A 25,250-nucleotide genomic window follows, 5' to 3' on the forward strand; every position below is an offset into this window, starting at 1 on the left:
AACTTTACGTGTTAGCCGGTAACAAGCATTTAATCAGGTTTTGCGTTCAACGTTTAACGTTTTACGTTCAACCTCAAAATGCTGCCGCCTTCAGTTTAAGCCCCGCACACTCATCAAACCCAAACATCAGATTCATATTCTGCACTGCTTGTCCGGAGGCGCCTTTCAAAAGGTTGTCGATGATAGAATGCACCACCAGTTTGCTTCCCACTTTTTCCAGTTGAATAATACACTTATTGGTGTTGATCACCTGTTTCAGAAATATAGGTTCGGATCCTAAGATGGTGAATGGATGTCCTTCGTAAAAATTTTCGTAGAGCTCGTTCATCGTCGATTCTTTTTCTTCACAATGGATCTGCGAGCTGATGAAAATGCCACGCGTGAAATCGCCGCGCCAGGGAATGAAATTCAAAATCATATTGTGTCCGGGACGCAGCTGACGAAGTGATTCACCAATTTCACGAAGGTGTTGATGGTTCAGTGTTTTGTATGCCTGCACATTATTCGCACGCCAGCTGAAATGAGATGTCTGTGAAAGACCCTGCCCCGCACCAGTTGACCCAGTTATGCCGGTAGTATGTATTTCATCCAGCAAACCATTTTTTGCAAGTGGAAGCAAGCCAAGCTGAATTGCTGTTGCAAAACAACCCGGGTTGGCAATATTTTTTGCTTTGCGGATATTGTCGCGATTAAGCTCAGGAAGACCGTAAATAAAATGACGATCGCCAAAAGATGAACTGTCTTCCAAACGAAAATCCTGCGACAAATCAATAATACTTACGGCAGGATCGATGGTATTGTTCTCAAGAAATTTTCTTGCTTCGCCATGACCAAGACAAAGAAACAATACATCAGCTTCACCAAGTTTACCTGTAAATTTCAAATTGGTATCTCCCAGCAGGTCCTGGTGAACATGATGAAGATAATTTCCTTCATTGCTCTTACTATGTACAAAAGACAGCTCAGCTTCAGGATGATTAAGTAAAAGACGGATTAGTTCTCCTCCTGTGTACCCAGCACCTCCAATAATCCCTGCTTTTATTTTACCGGCCATTTATTTGAGTTTTATTTTAATTCAGTGTGTTTCTTAGGCAATAGGCAATAGTAAGAAGGCAATAGGAACAGCCAGTTATTAGTTTATAGTTCCAACCTGTTTAAAATGCTCACTCTTGAATATCTAATTAAACCACAAACATTGTTTGCATCGACCCCTTCAACGGTTTTGCCAGGCTGTTTCTTCTGCCTCCTGCCTCCTGCCTTCTGTCTCATTCACCTGGTTCCATATCCCCGTCTGGTTGCCAAAAATACGACTGAAGCCACGAACATCATTTCCGGTAAAGCCCGAATTCATTTCGCCGTACTTTCCAAACCTGCTGCTCATCAGATCATGCACTGATTCAATTCCGTTTACCTGGAAATAGTAAGGATGTAACTGCACAAACGCTTTTCCGGTTACGGTTGACTGTGAGTGTTCGAGGAAAGCCTCAATATCACGCATCACAGGATCGAGGATCTGGCCTTCATGCAGCCAGTTACCATAGAACTGAGCAAGCGTATCTTTCCATTGCAACTGCCATTTGGTAAGCACATGTTTTTCCAATGCATGATGCGCTTTCAGAATAATCATCGGTGCCGCTGCTTCAAAACCCACACGTCCTTTAATACCGATGATGGTATCGCCGACATGAATATCTCTCCCCACACCATACGGTCCGGCAATGGTTTGCAGATACTGTATGGCGGAAGATGGATGATCAAATTTTTTGTCGTTCACTGAAACTAGTTCACCTTTTTCAAAACCCAGTGCTACCTCTTCTGTGCCAGTTGCGGTTACCTGTGTAGGCCATGCCGATTCCGGCAACATCCCCCTGGATGAAAGTGTTTCCTTACCACCCACACTGGTACCCCAGAGGCCTTTATTAACAGAGTACAGAGCTTTGTCAAAATTCATTGAAACGCCTTTGCCTTTCAGGTACGCAATTTCTTCTTCGCGGCTCAGTTTAAGATCGCGGATCGGGGTGATGATCTCAACACCCGGAATCATGATATGAAAAACCATATCAAAACGAACCTGGTCGTTACCCGCCCCGGTACTTCCATGTGCAACCGCATCTGCATTCAGCTTTTGTACATGCTCTGCGATATGCAGTGCCTGGCTAAGTCTTTCTGCACTTACGCTTAAAGGATAGGTATTGTTTTTAAGTACGTTCCCGTAGATCAGAAAACGGATAATGCGATCGTAATAAGATTTTACTGCATCGACAGTAGTGTGTGTGTTTACTCCAAGTGCGTATGCATGCTTCTCAATCTGCTTCAATTCCTCATCGCTGAAACCGCCGGTATTCACGATGATACTATGCACTTCATATCCTTTGTCTTCGGTGAGGTATTTGACACAGTATGAAGTATCAAGACCTCCGCTGAATCCGAGAACTACTTTTTTTGCCATCCTTTATTTAAATCTATAAGTTGAATAAATGACTCATGAACGCTCTCACCATATTCTTCGAACCATTTTCCCTTTTGAGGAAAGGTCTCAGGAATTTCCATTGTTTAAAATTCATCAGGCGCTCGAGCACTTTCGATTTTTTATCGAAGAACTCTTTCGTTTCCGCAGGCTCATAGTGATCTTTTGGGTCGAACAGCATCGCCGTACACATACAGTTTTTGCGATCCTTGCTCATCAGGATCTCATAGTTCACGCAGCTTTTGCAGCCGGCCCAGAATGCCTCATCCTGTGTAAGCTCGGAATAGGTAACAGGTTCGTAACCGAGCTCTGAATTGATCTTCATTACGGCAAGGCCGGTGGTAAGACCAAAAATTTTCGCTTCCGGATATTTTTCCCGGCTGAGCTGGAAAATGCGTTTCTTGATTGCCTTGGCAAGTCCGCCTTTTCTGAACTTTGGTGAAACAATCAGTCCTGAATTCGCCACATATTCACCGTGGCTCCAGGTTTCGATATAACAAAATCCTGCCCACTCGCCCTGCTCGGTCAACGCAATTACTGCTTTGCCTTCCTGCATTTTGTCGCGGATATAGTCGGGACTACGTCGGGCAATACCTGTTCCTCTGGCCTTGGCAGACTCTGCCATTTCCTCTACAATCGTTTCCGCAAAATGAAAATGGGATTCATCTGCGATATATAAATTGAATTTTTGTTGCTGGTCCATTTTACTTGAATTGAAGAAAATTCCATTCCCGGTGATTCCGGTGTTACGATGCCCTTCTCAGGGGAGTCATAGTCCCGCTGCATGAACGGATCCTATGTAAAAGGAGATCAACGTCGCACCCAAAAGGGATTTGGGCGGAAAGACGGAACTGTTCCGGGAAGAACAGATAAAACCCAACGCTTCGTGGTCCCGTAGGTCGGGATCATCTCTGCGAAACTATTTGTCAGGTTTTCAATCATTTCTGTCTGGATGTAAATGGCTCTAAAGATTTACGATGCAAAAAACGTATTTTTTTCAATAAGTTGGCCAATTTTTTTTATTGTTTATAGTTAAACTTTTGATCTGCGATATAGTGGTAAGGGAGAGTTTCCATTATTTTGCCAAAAAATTGAATATGCGGTCTTTCCTGATTTTGTTTTTGACTTTCGCTACAGTTTCGACATTTGCTCAGAAGCCCAACCAATGGATAAAAGAAAAGCAGGTGGCATCTGTCCTCAAAACCCTTTCTGCTGATGATATGCAGGGACGTCGCCCGGGCACACCAGCGATGGATAAAGCAGCTGCGTTTATAGCTTCAGCGTTCAAGAAGGCCGGGCTTCAACCTTTGAAAGGCAACAGCGATTTTCTCCAGCGTTTTAATATGATCAGTTCCGAGACCAGCGCGAGGTCACTGACAATCAATGGAAGAAAACTCGACAACAGCGAGTTTGTGGTTTTTGCCGGTGAAGAAAATATCAAATGGGAAACGGGCGCTGCTGAAATTAAATACATTAAAGCTGGTGAAAATTTCGGGCAAAAGGTTTTTGCTGAGTTCAACAGTTCAGGAAATGTTTTACTTATTGCTGATACTTCTTTCTCCCGCATTTTTAATCGTTTCAAAAGCTTTCGTTCTTCAAGATGGGGCGGTAACGTGATCGTTGCTCTTTCACAGGAAACGGTTTACCGATTCCAGGCAGAAGCAACATCAACTGTAAAGAAAATTGCTTACGCCAATGTTGCAGGTATGATCCCCGGGAAAAGTAAAGCTGATGAAGTAGTAATTTTTTCTGCACACTACGATCATCTCGGCATTGGAAAACCAGTAGAAAATGATTCCATCTTTAATGGGGCGAACGATGATGCTTCAGGAACAACGGCCGTTATTACGCTCGCATCTTATTTCAAAAAACTCGGGCCGCAGGAAAGAACATTGATTTTTGTTGCATTCACAGCGGAAGAATCCGGCGGATTCGGAGCGACATATTTCTCAAGACAAATGGATCCTGCGAAAACCATGGCGATGTTCAACATTGAAATGATTGGAACTGACAGCAAATGGGGAAAGAACAGCGCTTTCATCACGGGGTATGAAAAGTCTGATTTTGGACAATTATTGCAGGCAGATCTCGTTGGATCCAATTTTACTTTCCATCCGGATCCGTATCCTGATCAGAATCTTTTTTACCGTTCGGACAATGCGACATTGGCGAGACTCGGAGTACCGGCACATACCATCTCTACCTCAAAAATGGACAGTGAAAAATTTTATCATACAGTAAATGATGAATTTGAAACGCTGGATATGAAGAATATGACACAGATTATCCGTGCCATTGCTATCAGCAGTAAAGCCATTTGTTCAGGCAAGGCTACGCCAACCAGAGTGAGTTTGCCTGAGTAATAAAAATTGAAATAAACAGAAGAGCAGGAGTAATCAGGTCACTCCTGCTTTTTTTATACCGGCACCGTTATATCTAACGATTGTTTTTTGCTGAGTGTTTTGTTTAAGCCAATACCAAGGTTGCTGATAGCATTTTTGAATGCTTTCATATCACTCTCTTCAGAAAGCATTACGTCCGTATCGTCAACAGTAAAAATGTTACCTTCTTTTACATTACCCGCTGTGGGGATGAATACGATCAATTTACCATTGTCGGTATAATCCATAAGAAATCCGGGTTGTAGAAAATTGTCTTTTTTCAGCCACAATGCAGTTTTATAGGGCAATGTCTCTTCTCTCGCTTCCAGTTTTGACATGGCCATTTCCCTGTAAACCGAATATCCTGGAATATGCGTCATCATTTTTTTATCGACCCACTTACTTACTGATCTGAAAAATGAAATTTTTACCAGGTATCCACATAGCAAGCAAACTATAATAAGCCCGATGGTACTCACGATCGTGCCACCTGATATACCTGCAAATTTTGTCAGTCCGAAAAGTCCGGCAATTTTGTTTGTAAAGCCTGTTAGAAACTGGAAGACTTTTGTCAGTAAAACAAACAGTACCAAGAGAGGCAAAAGGAAGATTATTCCTGCGATAAAAGTGTCGCGCAGCGTTACAAAAACTTTTTTCATAACAGATGAATTTTCTGAATTAATAAAACCTGGTTCAGGTTGTTTTCAAAAAAATCCGGATCAGAAATTACTTAATAGAATCACAATCGAGTATTGAATTATTGCAGTATCTGCTTTCCCGATTTGTTTTCAAACCATGCATATCTTACATCACCAGCTCCGTTAAAGCGATATTGAACACCAACAATTCCGGTGGATTCGTTAGGGAAATTGAAAGAAGCTGCTTGTTTCCCGTTAACAAAAAATGTCATTTTCTTATTAACTGTTTCTACCCGGAGAGTAGTCCACTCATTCAGATCAGTTCCGAAGCCAGTGAGATCCGCTTCTTTGCTAACCAGCCCTTTTCCTGCTGCATAAAGGGAAAGATCACCCGCACATGTTTTTGCAGAGAGCGGAATGATGATAATATCGTCTTTACATTGAATCAGTACCTGGATAAACTGACAGGCATTATTGCCATCATCAAAGCGGTTGCGCAAGGTCGTTTCAAAAACAAAATTATCATTCATCAGGTCACCCATATCGCCCTGGTGAAAGAAGCGGATCCTTGGTGGCACAGGTTGTAAAGTGAGATTATATTTTTTTAATAATGCTGAATCAATCGATACACCCTCGCTTTTCTGTATCTCTTCTTTCTTAAAGTAGATAGGTATGCCTTCATTTTCCACCAAACCCAGCCATCCGTCAGAGGTGATCTGCAGGTCGTGCGATTTTACAATCACGCTGTCGATGATGAGCTTTGTATTGAAAAATCCAGGGTAATAATAGATCGCGGAATGTTTGGTGTTGTTTTTTGAAACAAGTGTTTTCCTTCGGATATCCCAGGTCTGTACAATATAAACGGAATCTGTTTTTGATGCGCTGGCGTCATACGTAAACACCACAGAATTCGGAACGCCTTTGGAAACTACCTTGTCAGCTTTGAATTGAAATTTTGAAGCATCGATCCTGTTTTCATTTTGTTTGCGCCCGGAAAAAATCAAAAAGCCCATCCCAAATATGAATAACAATATCATCAGCGCATAGGAAGGCCTGAAACCTTTCGATCGCTGATCCTGGGGCAGAGTTTCAGGTTTGATAATCGGTTCAGGTATTTCGATAGTTTCAGCTTGATAAGTCTGGCGGTTGAGAAAATCGCGCCAGTCATTTGCATCAAGAAAACGGGCGAGGGCATTAAGGGTGGTTTGTGTGGGCGTGTGCGTAGACCGGATTTTTCCCCAGATTCTTTTTAAAGTGGTTATGCTGAGAAGTACTCCTGTTTTCTCTTCAATTTCCGAGCTCAGTTTTTCAAAATCATAGTTGGTCCATCCGGAACCCGGACCACGATGTAACCTGTCCTCTATATGCAGAAGGCAGTTTTTTAATGCTTCATCCTCCCTTTTGTCAGTCATTACAGATCATTTAAAAGCCTGGTTCAAACTTGTACAAACTTGGCAGGGGTTTGAACAGCTTTATCGTATCCGGAAAATCATCTTCATAAAGCTAATCAACAAAACAAAAAAGCAGCGCTAAAGCTGTGAAAAAAGGTTGTTTGGCCAATACAGACAGGCTCAGTTCTCAGCCAATTAAAAAATTAAAAAAGAAGATTATGAAAAAGATGATCGTTGTGCTTTGTTTTCTTCTGATCGCAGGTATCAGTTCCGGACAACCAAAAAAGACCGGAGTAAAATCCACAGTCCCGATTCCGACCCGTTTGAATTTAAAAGCGGAAGCCTGGGACTTTGCGGAAGGAAGAGTCAGTTTTATCGAGCATCGCGGAGTAGCTGCTATCAGGATGGATGAAAAATCCGGTGTCATGCTTTATAAAAATCTCAACTTTTCTGATGGTACGATAGAATTTGATGTGGAGGTTAATCAACCGCAGCCGTTTCCTTCGCTTTATTTCCGTTGGAAGGATAAAGATGAAACCGAGCATGTGTACCTGAGGACAGGAGTTGCGGGGAAAAGAAACGCATTTGATGCAGTGCAGTACGCGAGCATCATCAAGGGAGTTAACTTGTGGGATTTGCAGCATGAATTTCAAACCGCTGCAGAAATCAAAATAAAAGACTGGAACCACGTCAGGATGGTCATTTCAGGAAAGCAATTGCAGGTATATGTAAACAACAATACAGATCCGGTGTTGGAAGTGCCGTGCATGGAGGGAAATACCTCCGATGGCCGGATTGGGATCGGCACCGGTTTCCCGGGACAAGCTATTTTTGCAAATATCATTGTGACCCCTGGCGCAACGGAAGGTCTTTCACCGAAGCCAGGTGCAGATATTACCGCACATGATACCCGGTATATCAGGAACTGGAAAGTTTCTATGCCGGACTCGCTCAATTACGGGAACGAACTGAATGCTTTCATGTTGCCCAAAACAGATTCCGGTTGGGATCAGGTACAAACAGAAAGGCGGGGATTGGTGAATTTGTCCAGGAAATTCGGATTCAGCAGTCAACGAAAATATGTCTGGCTTACAGCGAAAATCAGGTCAGAGTTTAACCAGGTACAAACCATGAAACTGGGTTTCAGCGATGAAGTCTGGGTTTTTGTGAACCAGCGACCTGTTTACACAGACAAAAACATCTATTATCAGAATATGCGGAAAAGCCCGAATGGAAGGATTTCCATAGAAAACAGCAGTTTCCTCTTACCACTTCAAAAAGGGGACAATGATCTGATCATCGGCATTTCCAATGATTTTTATGGCTGGGGAGTTATGGCGAGACTGGAGCATCTGGAAGGAATAGAAGTAGTCGATAACTGGTAGAATGCCGGCAATATGATCAGCCTGGAATCACAGGCCGGCAGCCTTCTATCAAAATCGTAGGGACGCCATCCATGGCGTCCCTACGATTTTTGATTTTTATACCGCGACAATCTTCTTAAACTTTCAACGCCGGATGTTTCCTATTGCTCTGCCTGCCGGCCGGCAGGCTATTGCCTTTTACTATTGCCCCTACCGTCTACTGTCTACTGTCTGCCCTGAATGAATCGCATCGCTCATTTCCTTCATCAACGTGAGATCTTTTTCGATTGCGTTACCTACAACAATGATATCCGCGCCTGCTTTGCAATTAAGATATGCTTTTTCAGGAGTAGTGATCCCGCCGCCAACAACAATGGGAACTTCGACTCGCGCAGCTACTGCGGCAATCATATTTTCAGATACTGCACGTTTTGCACCGCTGCCAGAATCCATATAAATCAGTTTCATGCCCAGCATTTCCCCGGCCATGGCAGTACATACGGCGATTTCATTTTTATCCGCCGGCAGGGGATTGGCATTACTGATATAGGATACCGTGGTAGGAGCGCCTCCATCGATAACCATATAACCGGTGGAAATGATTTCAAGTCCACTTTGTTTTACAAAAGGAGCAGAAATTACATGCTGACCAATAAGCAATTCCGGGTTACGGCCGGAAATTAAAGAGAGATACAACAGTGCATCTGCATATCGGGAGATCTGAGAAGGACTGCCAGGAAACAGAATTACCGGGAGATCACATTCTTTTTTAATCTGCTGAACAACTTCATCCAGGTGATTGGTAACAACCAGGCTTCCACCAACGAGCAGGTAATCAACTTTGGCATCAACTGCCATTGAAGTTATCTCTTCGATCGACTCTTCATTTACTTTATCAGGATCAATGAGTACGGCGAAAGATTTCTGACCATTTTTTTTCCTGGCTGATATGGAAGAATAAGTCTTTAGGGACATTCGATTTCGGTTACCGTTGTTGCAAAAATGCAAAAAGTTTTTCGATTTGAGTTACGTAAAACAACGATTTCAGGTTCTTTAATCATGTGTTGATCTAATCCTGAATATATTCTTTTTTTTCTATAAACACCTATCACTCAGACTGGTTCAATTATTTAATCAAACAAAACAGTCAGTTATAACCGAAGATAAATGGCCAGCTGAATAATGTTATTGTTAACATAAGTTTCACCCCTGCCTTCAACAAACTGATTCATGTATCCTGCTTCAAGATCAAGTTCTTTTCGCAGTCGCCATCCCGCAGCTGCATAAAAACGATTCTGATCAAAGAACTTATTGTTGATGTTATTTGCGTCAGTAACATTGAACATGATTTCATTCTGAATCGCAGTAAAAAATCCGCTACTGAAATTCTTTTTAAACGGAACCGGAATTACTGATCTGAAAAAATACCTGAATCTTGTTACATACCTGTATCCGTCTTTTTCAATTTCATCGTTCACTTTTACGGCAATTGGTATAAATCTTTCTTCAAGTCTGAAACGATGGTTGATCGTCAACTTATTGATATGTTGCGGAACAATAAGCTGTTGCCAGATCCGGTGTTCGCCAAGTGGTCCGCGTACATCATCGATATGCCTCCACGCTAAATTGTACGCATAGCCGAGAGTGGCAATTATGGAGTTATTCAAATGATAATTTAATCCCGGTCGTATAATGATCGTTTCCGTGTTCTTCCAATGGTCATCGGAACGAAGCTGAAAATCAAAATGAGTACTGAATCGCTTGTTAATTTTATTCGTGTTCATCAACATAAACCATCCTGAAAATTTTGTTGATTGTCCTTTTACGGTGACAAACGCACAAACTATTAATACCAGGAGCATCCATTTTTTTCCTGCGATCATGATCCCTTTATTCTGAGTAGTATTTAAAACCGACAAAAATAATCTTAAATTAATAGGTATCGTGAAGGACTGGCAACCTATTTGTTGTTATTGTTTTTTAATATCAATTCCAAAAAAAATTCTTCCTCAGTTGTGTAAAAACAATCTTTCCCCATTCTATAAGGGTTTTGGTCTGTTTTCCACATGCTGTGAGTAATTACAGGTTTGTTAAAACAATAAGGAAAAATATTTTCGTTCTCCCGCCAAAAAAAACCTGAGAGCAAGAAAACAATATTATTAATCCATATATAAACTTATTTTTTATCATGTCTGCCGTTAATACTACTACCCATGGAGCAGAAGGGTTAGGTTTCAAACGTCAGTTTACTTCTGATGAAGTGAATGTTTTTGACCTGTTTGAATACGATTACCGTACTTCTGTTATCCGCAATCCAAGCGGAGAAATCGTGTTTGAAATGAATAATGTGGAAGTGCCGAAGCAGTGGAGCCAGATAGCCACAGATATTCTTGCACAAAAATATTTCCGCAAAGCAGGTGTTCCGCAGCCGGATGGCAGTAAGGGCAGGGAAACGTCCGTGAAGCAGGTGGCGCATCGTATGGCCAATTGCTGGAGAGTATGGGGCGAGCGTTACGGCTATTTTGCTTCAGAAAAAGATGCACAGATCTTTTACGAAGAGCTGGTTTATTGCATCCTGAACCAGGCCTGCGTTCCTAATTCTCCACAATGGTTCAATACCGGTTTGCATGAAAGCTATGGCATCACCGGTAAGCCACAGGGTCACTATTATGTAGATCAGAAAGACGGCGAACTGAAAAAATCTACTTCGGCCTATGAACGTCCTCAGCCACACGCCTGTTTTATCCTGAGTGTGAGCGACGATCTCGTGAACGAAGGCGGTATCATGGACCTTTGGGTTCGTGAAGCGAGGATCTTCAAATATGGTTCTGGTGTGGGTACTAACTTCTCCAGTGTTCGTGGCGAAGGTGAAAAACTGAGCGGTGGCGGCACTTCTTCAGGATTAATGAGCTTCCTCAAAATCGGTGACCGTGCTGCAGGTGCTATCAAAAGCGGGGGTACCACCCGCCGCGCTGCAAAAATGGTTTGCCTTGATCTCGACCATCCTGAAATTGAAAACTTCATCGACTGGAAAGTTGAAGAAGAGAAGAAAGTGGGTGCCCTGATCGCAGCAGGCTATCCAAGCGATTATGAAGGTGAAGCATACCGCACAGTAAGCGGACAGAACTCAAACAACTCTATACGTATTCCAAATTCCTTTTTCGACAAACTGAAAAATGGTGAGGATTGGGAGCTGCGGGCAAGAATGGATGGGCATGTGATGAAGAAAATTCCAGCGAAAGCATTATGGGATAAGATTGCTTATGCTGCATGGCGTTGCGCTGACCCCGGAACACAATATGATTCCACCATTAATGAATGGCATACCAGTCCGAAAGGCGGACCTATCAGGGCATCAAACCCGTGTAGCGAGTACATGTTCCTGGATAACACAGCGTGTAACCTTGCATCGGTAAACCTTCGCAAGTTCTTCAATGAAGACAATAACACTTTCGATGTAAAAGGATTTGAATATACTGTAAGGTTGTGGACAACCGTGCTGGAAATATCCGTATTGATGGCACAGTTCCCAAGTAAAGAAGTGGCACAGCTGAGTTATGATTATCGCACGCTCGGGCTCGGTTATGCCAACCTGGGAAGTATGCTGATGGTGAGCGGGATCCCTTACGACAGCGAGGAAGCACGTGGAATTGCCGGCGCAATCACCGCGATCATGACAGGAGTCTCTTATAAAACTTCAGCAGAAATCGCAAAAATTCTTGGTCCTTTCAACAGGTACGAAGAGAATAAAGAAGATATGCTGCGGGTAATGCGCAACCATCGCGCCGCTGCATATGATGCTGAAGATGCATATTCAGGATTGAGCATCAATCCACAGGGTATCAAAGCAAAATACTGCCCTGACTATTTGTTGAATGCAGCCTGCAAAGCATGGGACGATGCTGTTGTGATGGGAGAGAAATACGGTTATCGTAATGCACAATCAACAGTAATTGCACCAACAGGTACCATCGGTTTGGTGATGGATTGCGATACTACCGGTGTTGAGCCTGACTTCGCATTGGTGAAATTCAAAAAACTTTCTGGTGGTGGATATTTCAAGATCATCAACCAATCCGTACCACAGGCACTGAAAAACCTTGGTTATAATGAAAAAGAAAAAGATGCGATCATTAAATATGCAGTGGGTTCTGCATCATTTGCAGGTGCTCCGCATGTCAATCATCAATCATTAAGCGAAAAAGGATTGATTGCAGATGAAATCAGGAAACTTGATGAGGCGGTTAAATCTGCTTTTGAAATCGGATTTGTTTTTAACGTATATACGCTGGGTGAAGAGTGTTTGAAACGTCTTGGTTTCAAGCCTGAGCAGTATTTCAATTTTGATTTCAATATGCTCGAGGCATTGGGCTTCACTGGTGCACAGATCGATGCTGCCAATGACTATGTGTGTGGTACCATGACGGTTGAAGGTGCGCCATTCCTTAAAGCTGAGCATTATCCGGTATTTGATTGTGCAAACAAATGCGGAAAGAAAGGGGAGCGTTATATCCATGCGCACGGTCATATCCGCATGATGGCAGCGGCACAGCCTTTCATCAGCGGTGCAATCTCTAAAACAATCAATCTTCCAAATGAAGCTTCTGTAGAAGAAATAGCTGATTGTTATATGCTGAGCTGGGAACTGGGACTGAAAGCATGTGCTTTGTATCGTGATGGCTCCAAACTGAGTCAACCCCTTAGCAATAAGAGCGATAAAAAAGTAAAAGAAGAGGAACCAGCGAAAGACGCAACTCCAAGTCCATTGATTGATGTAAGCAAACTTACAGTTGAAGAAATGCTTGAAGAGTTGCAGAAACGCATGCAGGCGTCTCCGGATACAAAACTGAAACGACAGCTGTCAAGAATAGTTGAAAGGAAAACGTTGCCGGCTAAACGCAGAGGTTTCACACAGAAAGCAAAGGTGAACGGCCAGGCGATCTTTCTCAGAACAGGCGAGTATACTGATGGTACATTGGGAGAGATTTTTATCGACCTAGCAAAAGAAGGTTCAACACTCAGAAGCTTGCTGAACTGTTTTGCGATATCCGTTTCCGTTGGTTTGCAGTATGGTGTACCTCTCGAAGAGTTCGTAGAGAAATTCGTGTTCACCAAATTCGAACCTTCTGGAATGGTGGATCACCCGAATATCAAGACAACTACTTCTCTTGTTGACTTTGTATTCCGTTGCCTGGCTTATGAATACCTCGGGCGTACTGACCTCGTGCATGTACTCGACAAACCGGAGGTGATGAATCTGGGGACTGATGATTGGGATGATGTGCCTGGCCTGGAATATGATAGTAAGAAACCAGCGCTCTCAGATGTGCGCGTGATTCCTTCGCCAACGGGAGGTGCGATTCAGACTAATTTAAAGCCACAGCGTGCAGCAGTAAAAGCTGAGAACAGCACGCAGGAATATATGAAGAGCATGCAGAGTGATGCGCCTTCATGCAATACCTGCGGACATATCACAGTAAGAAGCGGCACCTGTTATAAATGCATGAATTGCGGCAACAGTATGGGTTGCAGCTAGAAGATAATCAAAGTTCGGACGGTTGAAATACTTTGATGAACCAGGGTCATTCGCGAAAGCGGGTGACCTTTCTTTTTAGGGCAGGAGGCAGGAGTGGGGAGGCAGGAGGGCTAATGTTCAGCAGATCGTACCCGGCTTTATTCCGGAAAAAGTCCTGGTAATGAAATTTGGTGTTGAATGATAATCGGGAAAAAGACTAGGAAATGCTTGTTCCTCTTATCCCGGACCTAGTTCTCTTACCTCGTACTGCCACCTAAATTACTATTCCGTACTTTCTCGAATAATCACATCCACTGATCCTGATACTGTTAGAAAATTGTTCCCTTAATTGTAGAGAATTGGCATCATTTTTTCTTAGCTACGTGTGCGCCTGGAGAAAAACATTTTGATTTCTTTTAGGAAGAGAAATCTTAGTGCTGACCAAATTAAAAACCGATTTGTTCGTTTCAGTCCTGGCTCGTTTTTTAATCCCGAAACCTAAAATTTTTAGATGACAGAAATCTACGCGAAAACAAACCTTTATGAAAAAAATCCTGGCTTTCATCGCGATCGTTGTATTTCTGACATCATGTAGCCGTTCAGTTACTCCATATGAGGCTGCAAATAAGAATTACAAACGTTGCCAAAACATCCGATAATTCCTGTTCTCATCAGCAGTATTCATTTCCCCGGATTTGAATGACATTATGTTGTGGACAAACATAATATCCAAGTAATCTGATCTTAATATCCTTCTGAAACCATCCATCGCCGGAGCACAGCGCGACACTTTATACTCAGGATAAAATCAGCACAGTGCTCCGGTTTTTTATTTTACCTATTCGTTTTCATCGATCTGATTCATAGGGAATTGCTATCTTCATTTTTCCACGCACCGGAGAAATATTTTTAATGGAATTGAAGGTCAGCTACAAAAAACCCGCAGTTATTCAGGCATTGAGATACCATTTCATCAGCAAGCCTGAAATCAAAACAATGGTCGTATTGGTAAATGTGTTCGCCCTGCTGACGGTAGGTCTATATGCATTTAAGATGATTACGCCATTGCCGTTCCTGATGAGTTCAGTGCTTTGGCTGGCGATGATGCTTGCATTCTGGGTATGGTTACCAGCTTTGATTTATCGACGCAGCAAAACTTTCAAGGATTCTTTTACAGTCACGATTGAAGAGAACCATATGTTTATTGATACTGATCGGGGACGTAAAACCTTCGCCTGGCGCGAGTTCAGTAATTTTTTCGAAACCCCGGGTTTCTTCCATCTCTATTTTGATCCGCGGAGTTTCTTTCTTCTACCCAAAGACGCCTTCGCTGATTCCGATCAAGTCCATCGCGCAAGGCAGATCATGAAAGCAGGAATTAAACGTAAAACGTAAAACGTAGAACGTAGAACGTAAGCTCTTCCTGGGCAATGCTGATGGTTAAGGACGATGGCAAACCGATGATCTGGTAAATTCGCGGGTTCCGGCGTTTAACGTTTGACGTTTAACGTTGAACGTAAAAACGTCTTCAGATCAGTTTCTTTTCCATCACATAATGTGGTATAGTCACTTCCAGGAATTCGTTACCGTTGATGCGATAGCCGAGCTTCTCATAAAAACCGATGGCGGTTTTACGGGCATGCATGGACATATTTTTAAAGCCGCGGTCTCGTGCGATGTTTTCAGCAAAATTCATCATGGTAAAACCAATACCCTTACCCTGCTGACTGTTCTGAACAGCCATCTGGCGGAGTTTGCAGGTGGCCTGGTCGACCTTTGTAATAAGGCAACAGGCAAGTAATTTATCATCATCAAACGCTCCGATCAGGATGTCTTCTTTTTCACGGTCAAGTTCATCATGAGTAAAAGAAAGGCCGAGCGGTTTGCGCAGAATTTCGAAGCGCAGATCCACCATTTTTTTGTATTCCGGAGAGCCGTGATCGATGATTTTTAAAGCCATAATAACAAGATAATTGAAATTTGGCACCTATATTAAAAATAAAAAAAAATTGCGTTTAACCGTTGGCAGGCAATAGGTTGAACGATTTTTTTAATACGCTGAAACCCTTGCCAGGCCTGCACATCCGCGGGCTGGTATCATCTTTATACTGATGTTTAGAACTCTCTGAAAGGCAAAAATTGTTTTTATGTCAAAAACTCTATTTTTGCACCCAGTAATAACCAAATTTTACAAACATGTCAGACATTTCAACTAGGGTAAAAAAGATTATTGTTGATAAGTTAGGAGTGGACGAAGCGGAGGTTACTCCTGAAGCTTCTTTTACCAATGACCTCGGAGCAGACTCACTGGATACAGTAGAACTGATCATGGAATTTGAGAAAGAATTCAACATTTCTATCCCTGATGAACAGGCTGAGACCATCACTACGGTCGGTCAGGCTGTTGCATACCTCGAGGAGCACGCGAAATAAGCTTAAGTGCTTCCGGGCATACCTGGTTTAATATGAATTTAAAACGAGTTGTTGTTACAGGAATTGGCGCCATTACACCTGTGGGTAATACCGCACCGGAATATTGGAGTGGTTTAACCGGAGGTGTATCTGGCGCTGGTTTTATTACCCTATTTGATGCGTCGAAATTCAAAACCCGTTTTGCCTGCGAGGTTAAGAACTTTGATCCGGTAGCAGTATTTGATCGTAAAGAAGCACGCAAAATGGACCGGTTTACGCAACTGGCCCTCGTTGCTGCAGATGAAGCTGTAAAGGATGCTTCGATAGACAATGGCTCGGTTAACCCTGATCGTACGGGTGTCATTTTTTCCAGCGGAATTGGCGGACTGATCACTTTCCAGGAAGAAGTTATGAATTATGCAAGAGGGGATGGTACTCCCAGGTTTAATCCCTTCTTTATTCCAAAAATGATCCTGGATATTGCGGCAGGGCAAATCTCCATGCGGTATGGTTTCCGTGGGCCAAATTTCGCAGTGGTCAGTGCATGCGCTTCTTCAACACATGCCATTATTGAAGCATTTAATAACATCAGGTTAGGTAAGGCTGATGTTATTGTGGCTGGTGGAAGCGAAGCGGTTATCTGTGATGCCGGCGTTGCAGGTTTCAACGCAATGAAAGCACTTAGTGAACGGAATGACGAACCTCAGACAGCTTCCAGACCATTCGACAAAGACCGTGATGGATTTGTAATGGGAGAAGGTGGTGGTGCTTTGATCCTGGAAGAACTGGAGCATGCCAAAAAAAGAGGCGCCAGAATCTATTGTGAAATCGGTGGTGGCGGAGCTACTGCAGATGCACATCACATCACTGCACCACACCCGGAAGGTTTAGGTGCACTCAGCGTTATGCGTGCGACTCTGGAAGATGCCGGAATGAAACCGGAAGACATTGACTATATTAATGTTCACGGTACTTCAACACCGCTGGGTGATATTGCTGAAACAAAAGCGATTATGAGTGTGTTCGGTGAGCATGCCTATAAAATCAATATCAGTTCTACCAAATCGATGACAGGTCACCTGCTCGGTGCGGCGGGAGTTATTGAAGCTATCGCATGTGTATATGCAGTTGTAAACGACTTGATTCCGCCAACCATCAATCATTTCAACCAGGATCCTGAACTTGATCCCAAATTGAATTTTACTTTCTGGAAACCACAACAAAAAACGGTTCGGGCCGCTTTAAGTAATACATTTGGTTTTGGGGGGCATAACGCCTCGGTGATCGTAAAAAAATTTGTTGACTGAATTAGCGTTAACGGTGACTGATACTATTCTCTGCACCAATATCGTCCGTTTCTCTAAGTCAAACTTATAAATGCAAATCTGTGCATTTTTGGATTCAATATCTCAGGACAAAAAAAACTGACAGGGCCTATTACAAACAGCTTTGTAATATACTGGGTTTCGCTCCCGGGCATCTGAATTTATATACTACCGCACTTAGTCACCGTTCGGTGAAAGAAAGCGCCGATGAAAATAATGAGCGACTGGAATATCTCGGTGATGCAATACTGAGCGGAATCGTTGCTGATTATCTTTTCAAAAGATATCCCTATAAGGGCGAGGGATTTCTTACTGAGATGCGTTCAAAAATGGTGAACCGCCAGACCCTCAACGAGATCGCCGTTAAAATGGGTTTGAAAAAGGTGACACTTTTCAACAAGAGCGACAGTTCATTAAAGATCAGCCAGATATTTGGAAATACTTTAGAGGCTCTTGTAGGAGCAATCTATCTTGATAAAGGGTATGATCGTACTAAACATTGGGTGTACGAAAGAATTGTCAATCCGCATTTGTTTATTGAGGATCTCGAAATGCTCGAGATCAATCATAAAAACAAACTCTACGGCTGGGCGAACAAAAATGGCAAGGCTCTGGAATTTGAAACTCTTGACGAGAAAATGGAAAACGGCCGTCGATTGTTCCGCATAGGCGCAGTGGTGGATGGGGAACTTATAGCCGAAGGGAAAGCGTACAATAAAAAAGACGCAAGTCAGATTGCAGCACAGATAGCTGTCGAAAAACTCGGAATTTCCAGTTAGCCAGTCACTTATGTTTTTAAATCGGAGGATCTTTAAAATTCTCCGCCATCCTGCTTGCATTTTCCAACTTTTCTGACAAAATTTACATGATCCTTCTGCCGGTTTTCAGGCAAATATCCTCCACTTAAATTCATTTCCTGTTAAAGCATCCAACTCCTGTTGCTGATTTTTGCAACAGTTGAATTCGTACTCTTCTATCCGGAATCACCCTCCCTCTAAACACAACGTCCCGGAGTATGAAAACTTTCTACTTTTTTGTTTTACTGGTATTTACTGCCCTGTCTGTACATGCTCAAAGCACACTGAATTCTGCAGCCAGCGGCAATTGGGCAGACCCTATGAGTTGGGATCAGCAAAGACTTCCGAATGAGGGAGATGTTATTGTAGTTCTTGCAGGACATAATATAATTTTAGATCAGAACATCTCATTGAATAATGTTACCCTTCGCGTGATGGGTACGCTTGAAGTTGGTCCGCAAAAGAAACTGGAACTAGATGCAGGTTCGGTCATCAATATTTTAACCGGGGGAGTGATTGTTTCAACCGATCAGAGTTCACTTTCATTTATCAGTCTCGGTAATGTGGTAAAGTATCGCGGAAGTAAAGTTTTTAATACAGGCTGGTCAAGTGGAGTTGTGAAAGGCATGGCTTATGCAACAACAACCAGCGGAGATATTGATGCAGCGGGGCAGGGTTTCATCCTCGGTAAACTTCCCGCAGTATGGCAGGATTTCAATCTTGTAAGAACTCCTGAAAATTATATCCAGATGGTTTGGGTAACGAGCCACGAAACAGGCACGCTCACATTCGAGATCCAGAAAAGTTATGATGTGAACACCTGGTCAACGATCGGAACAATGAAGTCTGTTGGTAATATCAGCAGTCCACAGAACATCTATAGTTTCATCGACAATCAGCCGGGATCAGGAATGGTTTATTACCGTGTAAAACACAGATATCCTGATGGCAAAATAGTTTTCTCTGCCGTTCGCCTGATCAAAATAGAGAAGACCGAAAATAGCTTTACAGTTTATCCTAATCCTGCGCATAATGAAGCAAAAGTGTTGCTTTCAAAAACCTCCGAAAAAGGTTCAAGTCTGTGCATATTCAGTATGAATGGTCAGGCTGTAAGAAAACTTTCTGTTCCAAAAGGTATTCAGCTGATTCCGGTTGATCTTTCAGGTCTTTCATCTGGAATGTATTTACTTCAGATGACCACACCTGGTGGTGAGCAACAACTCATGCGCCTTGTAAAAAATTAATCACCGGAAATTTCAAGTCCCGCCCCCTGCGCGTGCAGTCAAGGGCGGGCATTATTTTTAGAAACAGGGAAGAGAATACAGAATACAGGAGGAAACAGAAAACAGAAACAGAAAACTGAAAACAGAATACTGGGAAAGACACAGAAATGAAAACTGAAAGTAGAAAACCAGATCTTCAAACTTGTCGAACAACTGACAACTGACAACTAACAACTAACAACTAACAACTCCTACTGACTACTTACCTCTTACTACTCACAGTATCTCCTGGCAAATCTCCACCAACACACTTCCCGAAGATTTCGGATGAAGAAAACAAATCAATTTATTATCTGCACCTCGTTTCGGAGTTTCGTTGAGAAAAACAAAACCTTCTTTTTTCAGTCGCGAAATTTCTTCATGGATATCTTTTACTTCGAAAGCGATATGATGAATGCCTTCCCCTTTTTTCTCAATAAATTTTTCAATCACGCCACCAGAAGCAGTGTTTTCCAGCAACTCGATTTTACTTTCGCCGGTTTTAAAAAACGCAGTTCGAACATTTTCTCCCGCGACTTCTTCTTTTTTATAACAATTCGTATCCAGTAATTTTTCATAGAGTGGTATTGATGTATCAAGACTCTTAACCGCAATTCCGATATGTTCGATCTTTACCATAGCTTACCGTTTCAAATTCCGCCGAAATTACGGCTATTCAGCTTTAATGTATTTTTACTGATGAAATTCCAATGAACAATTCAGATCCGATATATCTCGATTATCATGCGACAACGCCCTGCGATCCTGCAGTGATTGAGGTGGTAGTGCCATTGCTGGGAATTGAATTTGGTAATGCTTCGAGCAGGCAACATGTATACGGATTACGTGCCGCAGGTGAAGTAAACAAGGCAAGAGAAGAAATCGCAGGGTTTATCCATGCTGATCCGGAAGAAATTGTGTTTACTTCAGGATCAACAGAAAGTATCAACCTCGCCATAAAAGGTGTTGCTGAATTGTATATTGCAAAAGGTAAACACATCATCACCGCAAAAACAGAACATACAGCAGTACTGGATTGCTGCAAAAGGCTCGAAGAAAAAGGTTTTGAAATCACCTGTCTGCAGACTGATGACAGGGGGGCCATAACTGAACAACAGTTGCAAGCTGCAATAAGAAATGATACTATTCTCATCGCATTGATGTGGGCAAATAATGAAACCGGTGTAATACATCCGATTGAAAAATTTGCGGACATCGCCAACAGGCATAATGTTGTTTTTTTTAGTGATGCGACACAGGCCTTGGGTAAGATTGAAATCGATGCCAAAAATTCGGGTGCGGGGTTGCTTTCTTTTTCTGCACATAAAATTTATGGACCGAAGGGTGTTGGTGCATTATATATCCGCAGAAAAAATCCAAGAGTAAGACTATTACCACAGATTGACGGTGGAGGACAGGAAAAAGGCCTTAGGAGCGGAACGTTAAATGTTCCCGGTATCGCCGGATTTGGTAAAGCAGTAAATGTTTATAAGGGCAATCTGTCAACCGAGAGGAAGAATATATCAGAGCTGAGGGATCAATTGGAATCGGCATTACTTAAACTTCCTGAAGTTTATATCAATGGAGATAAAGTCAGTCGATTACCTACGGTTACGAACCTGTGTTTCAGATTTACTGATGGCAAATTACTGATGAACGAAATAAACAAAAAGCTCGCGGTTTCATCAGGCTCTGCCTGTTCATCCGCGAATCCAGAACCGTCTCACGTACTATTGGCCATGGGGCTGGGTCTTCAATCTGCGGCAGCTTCCATAAGGTTCAGCCTGGGAAGATTTACCACCCGCAAAGACATCCTTTCGGCCATAGAAATTGTTAAATCTGCAGTCGAAAAAGTGCGAACTGAACAGTATCCGTCATTCAAATCACTTTGTGAACAGGCTGTAAATGAGGTGGAATGGCATCATCCTTCAGTTCCCGCTAAGCTTTCGTTGAAGTAAGCAGCTTGCGATAGAATCCGGTATTTCGTAAATTTGCCTTTACCTTAATCAGTCGAAGGGTTTAAATATTTGAGCTATGAATTTTACAGACAGTGGAATGGGCATCTTTATCAGCGACAAAGCCAAAGAGAAAGTGGATGTGTTGTTGAATGAAGAAGGAAAAGGACAGGACTATTTTGTCCGTGTGAGTGTAGTGAGTGGTGGCTGCTCCGGGCTCAGTTATAAAATGGATTTTGACAATACAACAAAACCAACCGACCAGGTATTTTCTGATAAAGGGGTAAAAATTGTAACGGACATGAAGAGTATGCTCTATCTCTTCAATACAACACTTGATTATTCCGATGGCTTAAACGGTAAGGGTTTTCATTTTGTAAATCCCAATGCATCGCGTACTTGCGCATGCGGCGAAAGCTTTTCTGTTTAGTCTTTTTCAATATATCTTTTTTAAAAACTCCTGATCGCTTGTTGGATCAGGAGTTTTTTATTTATCTCAATATGGATGTCCTCAAGAAGTTTTTCTACTTCCAGGAATCGGTTTGATCTTTTTTAAATCTGTGTGTCAGATTACTACATCTGACTCAATCGGTGGTGGCGGCGGCGGTGGGGGCGGAGGAGGTACATGATCATTTTCAACCGGAGCCGGAGGAGGTGGTGGAGGTATTGGAGCTTGAGGCGGCGGCGGAGGTGTTATGTGAATTTTTTCAGGTGGATTTGGTGGTTTAGGTACAACCTGGCTTACAGTAATTATTGCAAGTACAACCAGGCACGATAATATAACTGCTCTTTTCATAAAGCGTTTTTCTTTGAGATACTAACATTGTACAATTCCATAAAATAATTTAGAAACAAATCAAGTAAAGCATATTTCACATTACGGCCTGTTGTTTGTTGCGCAATTCATGGTGAGTATTGAATTATAAAGGAATTTTGATGCTAATGTCTTTATGGATGTGATAGTCAAAGCGTAAAAACCCTTGCATCTGGTTAGCCTGCACATCAGATTTAAACTTTTAGCGCCTTTTTCCACAGTTCTACACATCACACCACTTCAACAAACTACGATGAGCGAAAAACGCCGCCAGCCCTCACTTGATCAGCAGGCCCTAACTAAAGGTTTCAGTGGGAATTGTCACATGAACAGGGGCGTGCCCAAACTATGAACTATGAACGAATAACCATCACCTAGTTCTTTTTCTCACCTCTTAATAAAAAAAAACCTTCCGGTAGAACCGGAAGGAGCGTTGATTGCAGTTGGTTTTGGTTACAAGGTTTAATACTTTATGAAGGACTGAACAATCAACTGATTATTATGGGAAACGGTTAAATAGTACTGGCCCGGACTAAGATCAGATAACTGTATTCTTTCTGTCTGCGACGTTATCACTATCCCTTTGCGAACAACCGATCCATTACCCCGGACAATATTGCAAATTGTTTTGCTGCTTAATGTGGGAAAAAATATAAAAATTTCTTCCCGGGCAGGATTTGGAAACAATTTTATTTGTGTCGGGACCATAAATTTCACATTGGTAACGGCCGAATACGTCAAATGATCATCGGCTGACTTTATTCCTATTCGGTAAAAATTATCGCCTGAAACCGGTGTACGATCAGTAAAACTGAAAGTCTTAGAACTTGTATCCGCCAGAAGTTGGATATGATGAATTTTTTTAAACCGGTTCCCCGTCTCGCTGCGTTCTACGATAAACTCTTTTACCTCACGAGGCTGATCCACTTCCCATGATAACTCGATTCCGGATTTTTCCACTTTTGGCGACAGAACAATTCGTTGAAGCGGTAAACTATTCAACGCTGTCGCTGTGCCAATTGTCAGGTAGCTGAAATTATCAGCAGAATTATTTGCGGTAATCATTCCGAACTGATCATTTCCGTTGATATCTGCATCTGTACCCGCAGAATTCCATTGATTGCCGGATCCAGTGTCGCCAAAATAAGCCACCCTTAATGCTTTCCGGTCATCAGCATTTTCTGCCACTTTGCTGTTTGCTCTCCAGCTTAAAGAAAGAAACATAGATTTTGAAGCTGAACCATGATCTTCTATCATCCAGTATTCCTGCGCGCTGATATGATGAAGCCCGAGAGTATTAACCGGTAAAAGAGTCGGGCATGTGGAAGGGAAATATTCAACTGTCTTTGCGCTGAAACCATTTTGTGTTTTGGTAAAGCTTACAGGAGCAAACATGTAGCTTTTGCCAACCGGAGCAGTGAATTCACCGGTACCATCACTGATCCATTGTACGGGCCCATCAACATAACTCTGCTCCCAACCCTGGTTTTGTTTTCCATACTGATTTTGAGGACTGGCTATTGACGCATTTTGTAAAATCATTTTTGCAGATGATGTACTGTAAACGATCCCGGAATTCAAAATAAGAGTCCCCGTTACTGTTAATGATTTTGAAAGTCGGAGATTTCCTCCTGTATTATCGACTTTCAGATTTTGAATAGTAGATGGAAAATTTGTTCCTGTATTCTGCGATGCAGAACCAGTAAAATATATTTCCGCTCCTGGCGAAATAATCACGTTAGCGGTCCGGATATTGGCTTCATTACCCGATTGTTGAATTCCTGTCGGCGCATCCAGTTCAAGCCTCGCTGCATCGGTCATTTCGAAACTCCCATTTCCTCCCATAAAGTTGGATTGCATCGTCATCACAGCGCCATTCTGCATTTGAAAAGTGTTATTTGCGTTACCCAGTGAGAGGGAACGGCGAAGTATACAATGTGTATTTGGCGCAAGAGTGAATTTCCGGAAGTTGTTATTCATGAAAATATTTCCTGCACCTGAAACTACCGTCGGATTTCCTGTCAAAACCAAACTTCGGTTATTCGATCCCGATGAAGTCGGATGTAATTGAAGCGTCCCATTAACTTCCAGGTTTTTGTCGACAATAATATCAGCGGTCAGTGATGAGGTAATGGTAGCTCCATTATTGACGATGAAATTTCCTCGGATATGCAAGGTGGAAACCCCATTGCCATTATATGATTTTGATCCGTTTCCTGCACTAAATACCAGGCTTCCAAAAGTATTTCCCGTTAAAGAAACCGTATATCCTGCAGCGCCCGGTACATCAAATTCAAAAATACCTGACTCAGTTCCTTCATTACTTACCAATTGATTGATCAATGATGCATTTCCTCTTGATGTGTGATGAATATACCGACCCTCATTCTGAATCCTGAACCCGTGGTCTACACGGATAGCGTCACCCGACGATGCGCCGGAAGAATTGATCAACACACCACCTGCGCCGATGTCCAGAGCATTTCCATCGCCCGTGATTACAAGTCCGGGAGCAATAGTATTGGCTGTCGGTAACTCAAGTCGTACCGGGTTTCCACCCCCTGCCACAATATGCAAGGTGTTTACGGATACGGTTATATTTCCTGCAGGAAGTACAACCAGGTAATCGGATTGAATAAAACTGTGATCCAGCACAACATCATCAGAAGTTGCCGGAACACCATCAGGCGACCAGTTAGATCCTGTGCTCCATTGACCGTCATTTCCTTCACCATCCCATTTTTTTTGCGCGGCCAGATCAATAGTGATCAGTAACAATAAAGTAAAAATTATCCCTCTCATACCAGATTCATTTTTTATGATTCACACTCCGGCAATTTAGTATCACGAAGAAGGGGTAAAGAAGTACTTAACACCATTTTTTGACGTTATTTTCCCGACTTCTTGTAATCTTGCAGAATCTGTTCGT

The 25,250-nt window shown here is 42.5% G+C and carries 22 protein-coding genes; 11 read left to right on the plus strand and 11 right to left on the minus strand.

Annotation, left to right across the window (positions count from 1 at the left end; translation table 11 throughout):
- Positions 1–73: 73 nt before the first annotated feature.
- From argC to P2W82_RS07850, 3 genes are all read right to left on the minus strand, one after another.
- Entirely contained in the window at positions 74–1,054 is a 981-nt protein-coding gene (gene argC, locus P2W82_RS07840) for an N-acetyl-gamma-glutamyl-phosphate reductase (protein WP_336515306.1), read from the minus strand.
- 159 nt (positions 1,055–1,213) lie between these two features.
- The gene (locus P2W82_RS07845; protein ID WP_336515307.1) at positions 1,214–2,449 is read right to left on the minus strand and encodes an argininosuccinate synthase; all 1,236 of its coding nucleotides are present in this window, start codon (positions 2,447–2,449) and stop codon (positions 1,214–1,216) included.
- A 13-nt stretch (positions 2,450–2,462) separates the two neighbouring features.
- Entirely contained in the window at positions 2,463–3,170 is a 708-nt protein-coding gene (locus P2W82_RS07850; RefSeq protein ID WP_336515308.1) for a GNAT family N-acetyltransferase, read from the minus strand.
- Between the two features lie 394 nt (positions 3,171–3,564).
- Between P2W82_RS07850 and P2W82_RS07855 the strand changes: the two genes are divergently transcribed.
- Entirely contained in the window at positions 3,565–4,830 is a 1,266-nt protein-coding gene (locus P2W82_RS07855; protein ID WP_336515309.1) for a M28 family peptidase, read from the plus strand.
- A gap of 53 nt (positions 4,831–4,883) precedes the next feature.
- Here P2W82_RS07855 and P2W82_RS07860 read toward each other — a convergent pair whose 3' ends face one another.
- Positions 4,884–5,507 carry a DUF502 domain-containing protein gene (locus tag P2W82_RS07860; RefSeq protein WP_336515310.1) on the minus strand — a complete coding sequence of 208 codons (624 nt, stop codon included), beginning with the start codon at positions 5,505–5,507 and terminating at the stop codon, positions 4,884–4,886.
- A 98-nt stretch (positions 5,508–5,605) separates the two neighbouring features.
- Positions 5,606–6,898, minus strand: a complete 1,293-nt coding sequence (locus tag P2W82_RS07865; RefSeq protein ID WP_336515311.1) for a hypothetical protein — start codon at positions 6,896–6,898, stop codon at positions 5,606–5,608.
- Between the two features lie 197 nt (positions 6,899–7,095).
- Here P2W82_RS07865 and P2W82_RS07870 point away from each other — a divergent pair, with 197 nt between their 5' ends.
- Complete coding sequence (locus tag P2W82_RS07870; RefSeq protein WP_336515312.1) at positions 7,096–8,262, plus strand: hypothetical protein; 1,167 nt, start codon at positions 7,096–7,098, stop codon at positions 8,260–8,262.
- Between the two features lie 189 nt (positions 8,263–8,451).
- Here P2W82_RS07870 and P2W82_RS07875 read toward each other — a convergent pair whose 3' ends face one another.
- Both P2W82_RS07875 and P2W82_RS07880 read right to left on the minus strand, forming a co-directional pair.
- Positions 8,452–9,216, minus strand: coding sequence for a phosphoglycerol geranylgeranyltransferase (locus P2W82_RS07875; RefSeq protein WP_336515313.1), 765 nt, complete (start codon positions 9,214–9,216; stop codon positions 8,452–8,454).
- A gap of 176 nt (positions 9,217–9,392) precedes the next feature.
- Positions 9,393–10,124 carry a DUF2490 domain-containing protein gene (locus tag P2W82_RS07880; protein ID WP_336515314.1) on the minus strand — a complete coding sequence of 244 codons (732 nt, stop codon included), beginning with the start codon at positions 10,122–10,124 and terminating at the stop codon, positions 9,393–9,395.
- Positions 10,125–10,429: 305 nt separating this feature from the next.
- On the opposite strand from P2W82_RS07880, the gene P2W82_RS07885 reads away from it, so the two are divergent.
- From P2W82_RS07885 to P2W82_RS07890, 3 genes are all read left to right on the plus strand, one after another.
- Complete coding sequence (locus P2W82_RS07885) at positions 10,430–13,777, plus strand: vitamin B12-dependent ribonucleotide reductase (RefSeq protein WP_336515315.1); 3,348 nt, start codon at positions 10,430–10,432, stop codon at positions 13,775–13,777.
- Between the two features lie 521 nt (positions 13,778–14,298).
- Positions 14,299–14,415, plus strand: a complete 117-nt coding sequence (locus P2W82_RS24800; protein ID WP_419555709.1) for a lipoprotein — start codon at positions 14,299–14,301, stop codon at positions 14,413–14,415.
- 253 nt (positions 14,416–14,668) lie between these two features.
- A complete protein-coding gene (locus P2W82_RS07890; RefSeq protein WP_336515316.1) occupies positions 14,669–15,151 on the plus strand; it encodes a YcxB family protein in 483 nt (160 codons plus the stop codon).
- Between the two features lie 133 nt (positions 15,152–15,284).
- Here the strand turns inward: P2W82_RS07890 and P2W82_RS07895 are convergent, their stop codons facing one another.
- Positions 15,285–15,716 carry a GNAT family N-acetyltransferase gene (locus tag P2W82_RS07895; RefSeq protein WP_336515317.1) on the minus strand — a complete coding sequence of 144 codons (432 nt, stop codon included), beginning with the start codon at positions 15,714–15,716 and terminating at the stop codon, positions 15,285–15,287.
- A 236-nt stretch (positions 15,717–15,952) separates the two neighbouring features.
- Between P2W82_RS07895 and P2W82_RS07900 the strand changes: the two genes are divergently transcribed.
- The 4 genes from P2W82_RS07900 (at position 15,953) to P2W82_RS07915 (ending at position 19,534) form a co-directional block, all read left to right on the plus strand.
- Positions 15,953–16,189 carry an acyl carrier protein gene (locus P2W82_RS07900; protein WP_336515318.1) on the plus strand — a complete coding sequence of 79 codons (237 nt, stop codon included), beginning with the start codon at positions 15,953–15,955 and terminating at the stop codon, positions 16,187–16,189.
- 32 nt (positions 16,190–16,221) lie between these two features.
- A complete protein-coding gene (gene fabF, locus P2W82_RS07905) occupies positions 16,222–17,475 on the plus strand; it encodes a beta-ketoacyl-ACP synthase II (RefSeq protein WP_336515319.1) in 1,254 nt (417 codons plus the stop codon).
- 80 nt (positions 17,476–17,555) lie between these two features.
- Positions 17,556–18,272 carry a ribonuclease III gene (rnc, locus tag P2W82_RS07910; RefSeq protein WP_336515320.1) on the plus strand — a complete coding sequence of 239 codons (717 nt, stop codon included), beginning with the start codon at positions 17,556–17,558 and terminating at the stop codon, positions 18,270–18,272.
- 236 nt (positions 18,273–18,508) lie between these two features.
- The gene (locus P2W82_RS07915) at positions 18,509–19,534 is read left to right on the plus strand and encodes a T9SS type A sorting domain-containing protein (protein WP_336515321.1); all 1,026 of its coding nucleotides are present in this window, start codon (positions 18,509–18,511) and stop codon (positions 19,532–19,534) included.
- A 255-nt stretch (positions 19,535–19,789) separates the two neighbouring features.
- Here the strand turns inward: P2W82_RS07915 and mce are convergent, their stop codons facing one another.
- Positions 19,790–20,191, minus strand: a complete 402-nt coding sequence (mce, locus tag P2W82_RS07920) for a methylmalonyl-CoA epimerase (protein ID WP_336515322.1) — start codon at positions 20,189–20,191, stop codon at positions 19,790–19,792.
- A gap of 71 nt (positions 20,192–20,262) precedes the next feature.
- On the opposite strand from mce, the gene P2W82_RS07925 reads away from it, so the two are divergent.
- Both P2W82_RS07925 and P2W82_RS07930 read left to right on the plus strand, forming a co-directional pair.
- On the plus strand, positions 20,263–21,510 hold the full coding sequence (locus tag P2W82_RS07925; protein WP_336515323.1) for a cysteine desulfurase family protein: 1,248 nt from the start codon (positions 20,263–20,265) through the stop codon (positions 21,508–21,510).
- A 76-nt stretch (positions 21,511–21,586) separates the two neighbouring features.
- Positions 21,587–21,937, plus strand: coding sequence for a HesB/IscA family protein (locus P2W82_RS07930; RefSeq protein ID WP_336515324.1), 351 nt, complete (start codon positions 21,587–21,589; stop codon positions 21,935–21,937).
- Between the two features lie 135 nt (positions 21,938–22,072).
- Here P2W82_RS07930 and P2W82_RS07935 read toward each other — a convergent pair whose 3' ends face one another.
- Positions 22,073–22,303, minus strand: a complete 231-nt coding sequence (locus P2W82_RS07935) for a hypothetical protein (RefSeq protein WP_336515325.1) — start codon at positions 22,301–22,303, stop codon at positions 22,073–22,075.
- 480 nt (positions 22,304–22,783) lie between these two features.
- Positions 22,784–25,123: a T9SS type A sorting domain-containing protein gene (locus P2W82_RS07940; RefSeq protein WP_336515326.1), complete on the minus strand. Its 2,340-nt coding sequence runs from the start codon at positions 25,121–25,123 to the stop codon at positions 22,784–22,786.
- Between the last annotated feature and the right edge of the window lie 127 nt (positions 25,124–25,250).

The sequence above is a fragment of the Pollutibacter soli genome (assembly GCA_029269725.1).
Lineage (GTDB): Bacteria > Bacteroidota > Bacteroidia > Chitinophagales > Chitinophagaceae > Pollutibacter > Pollutibacter soli.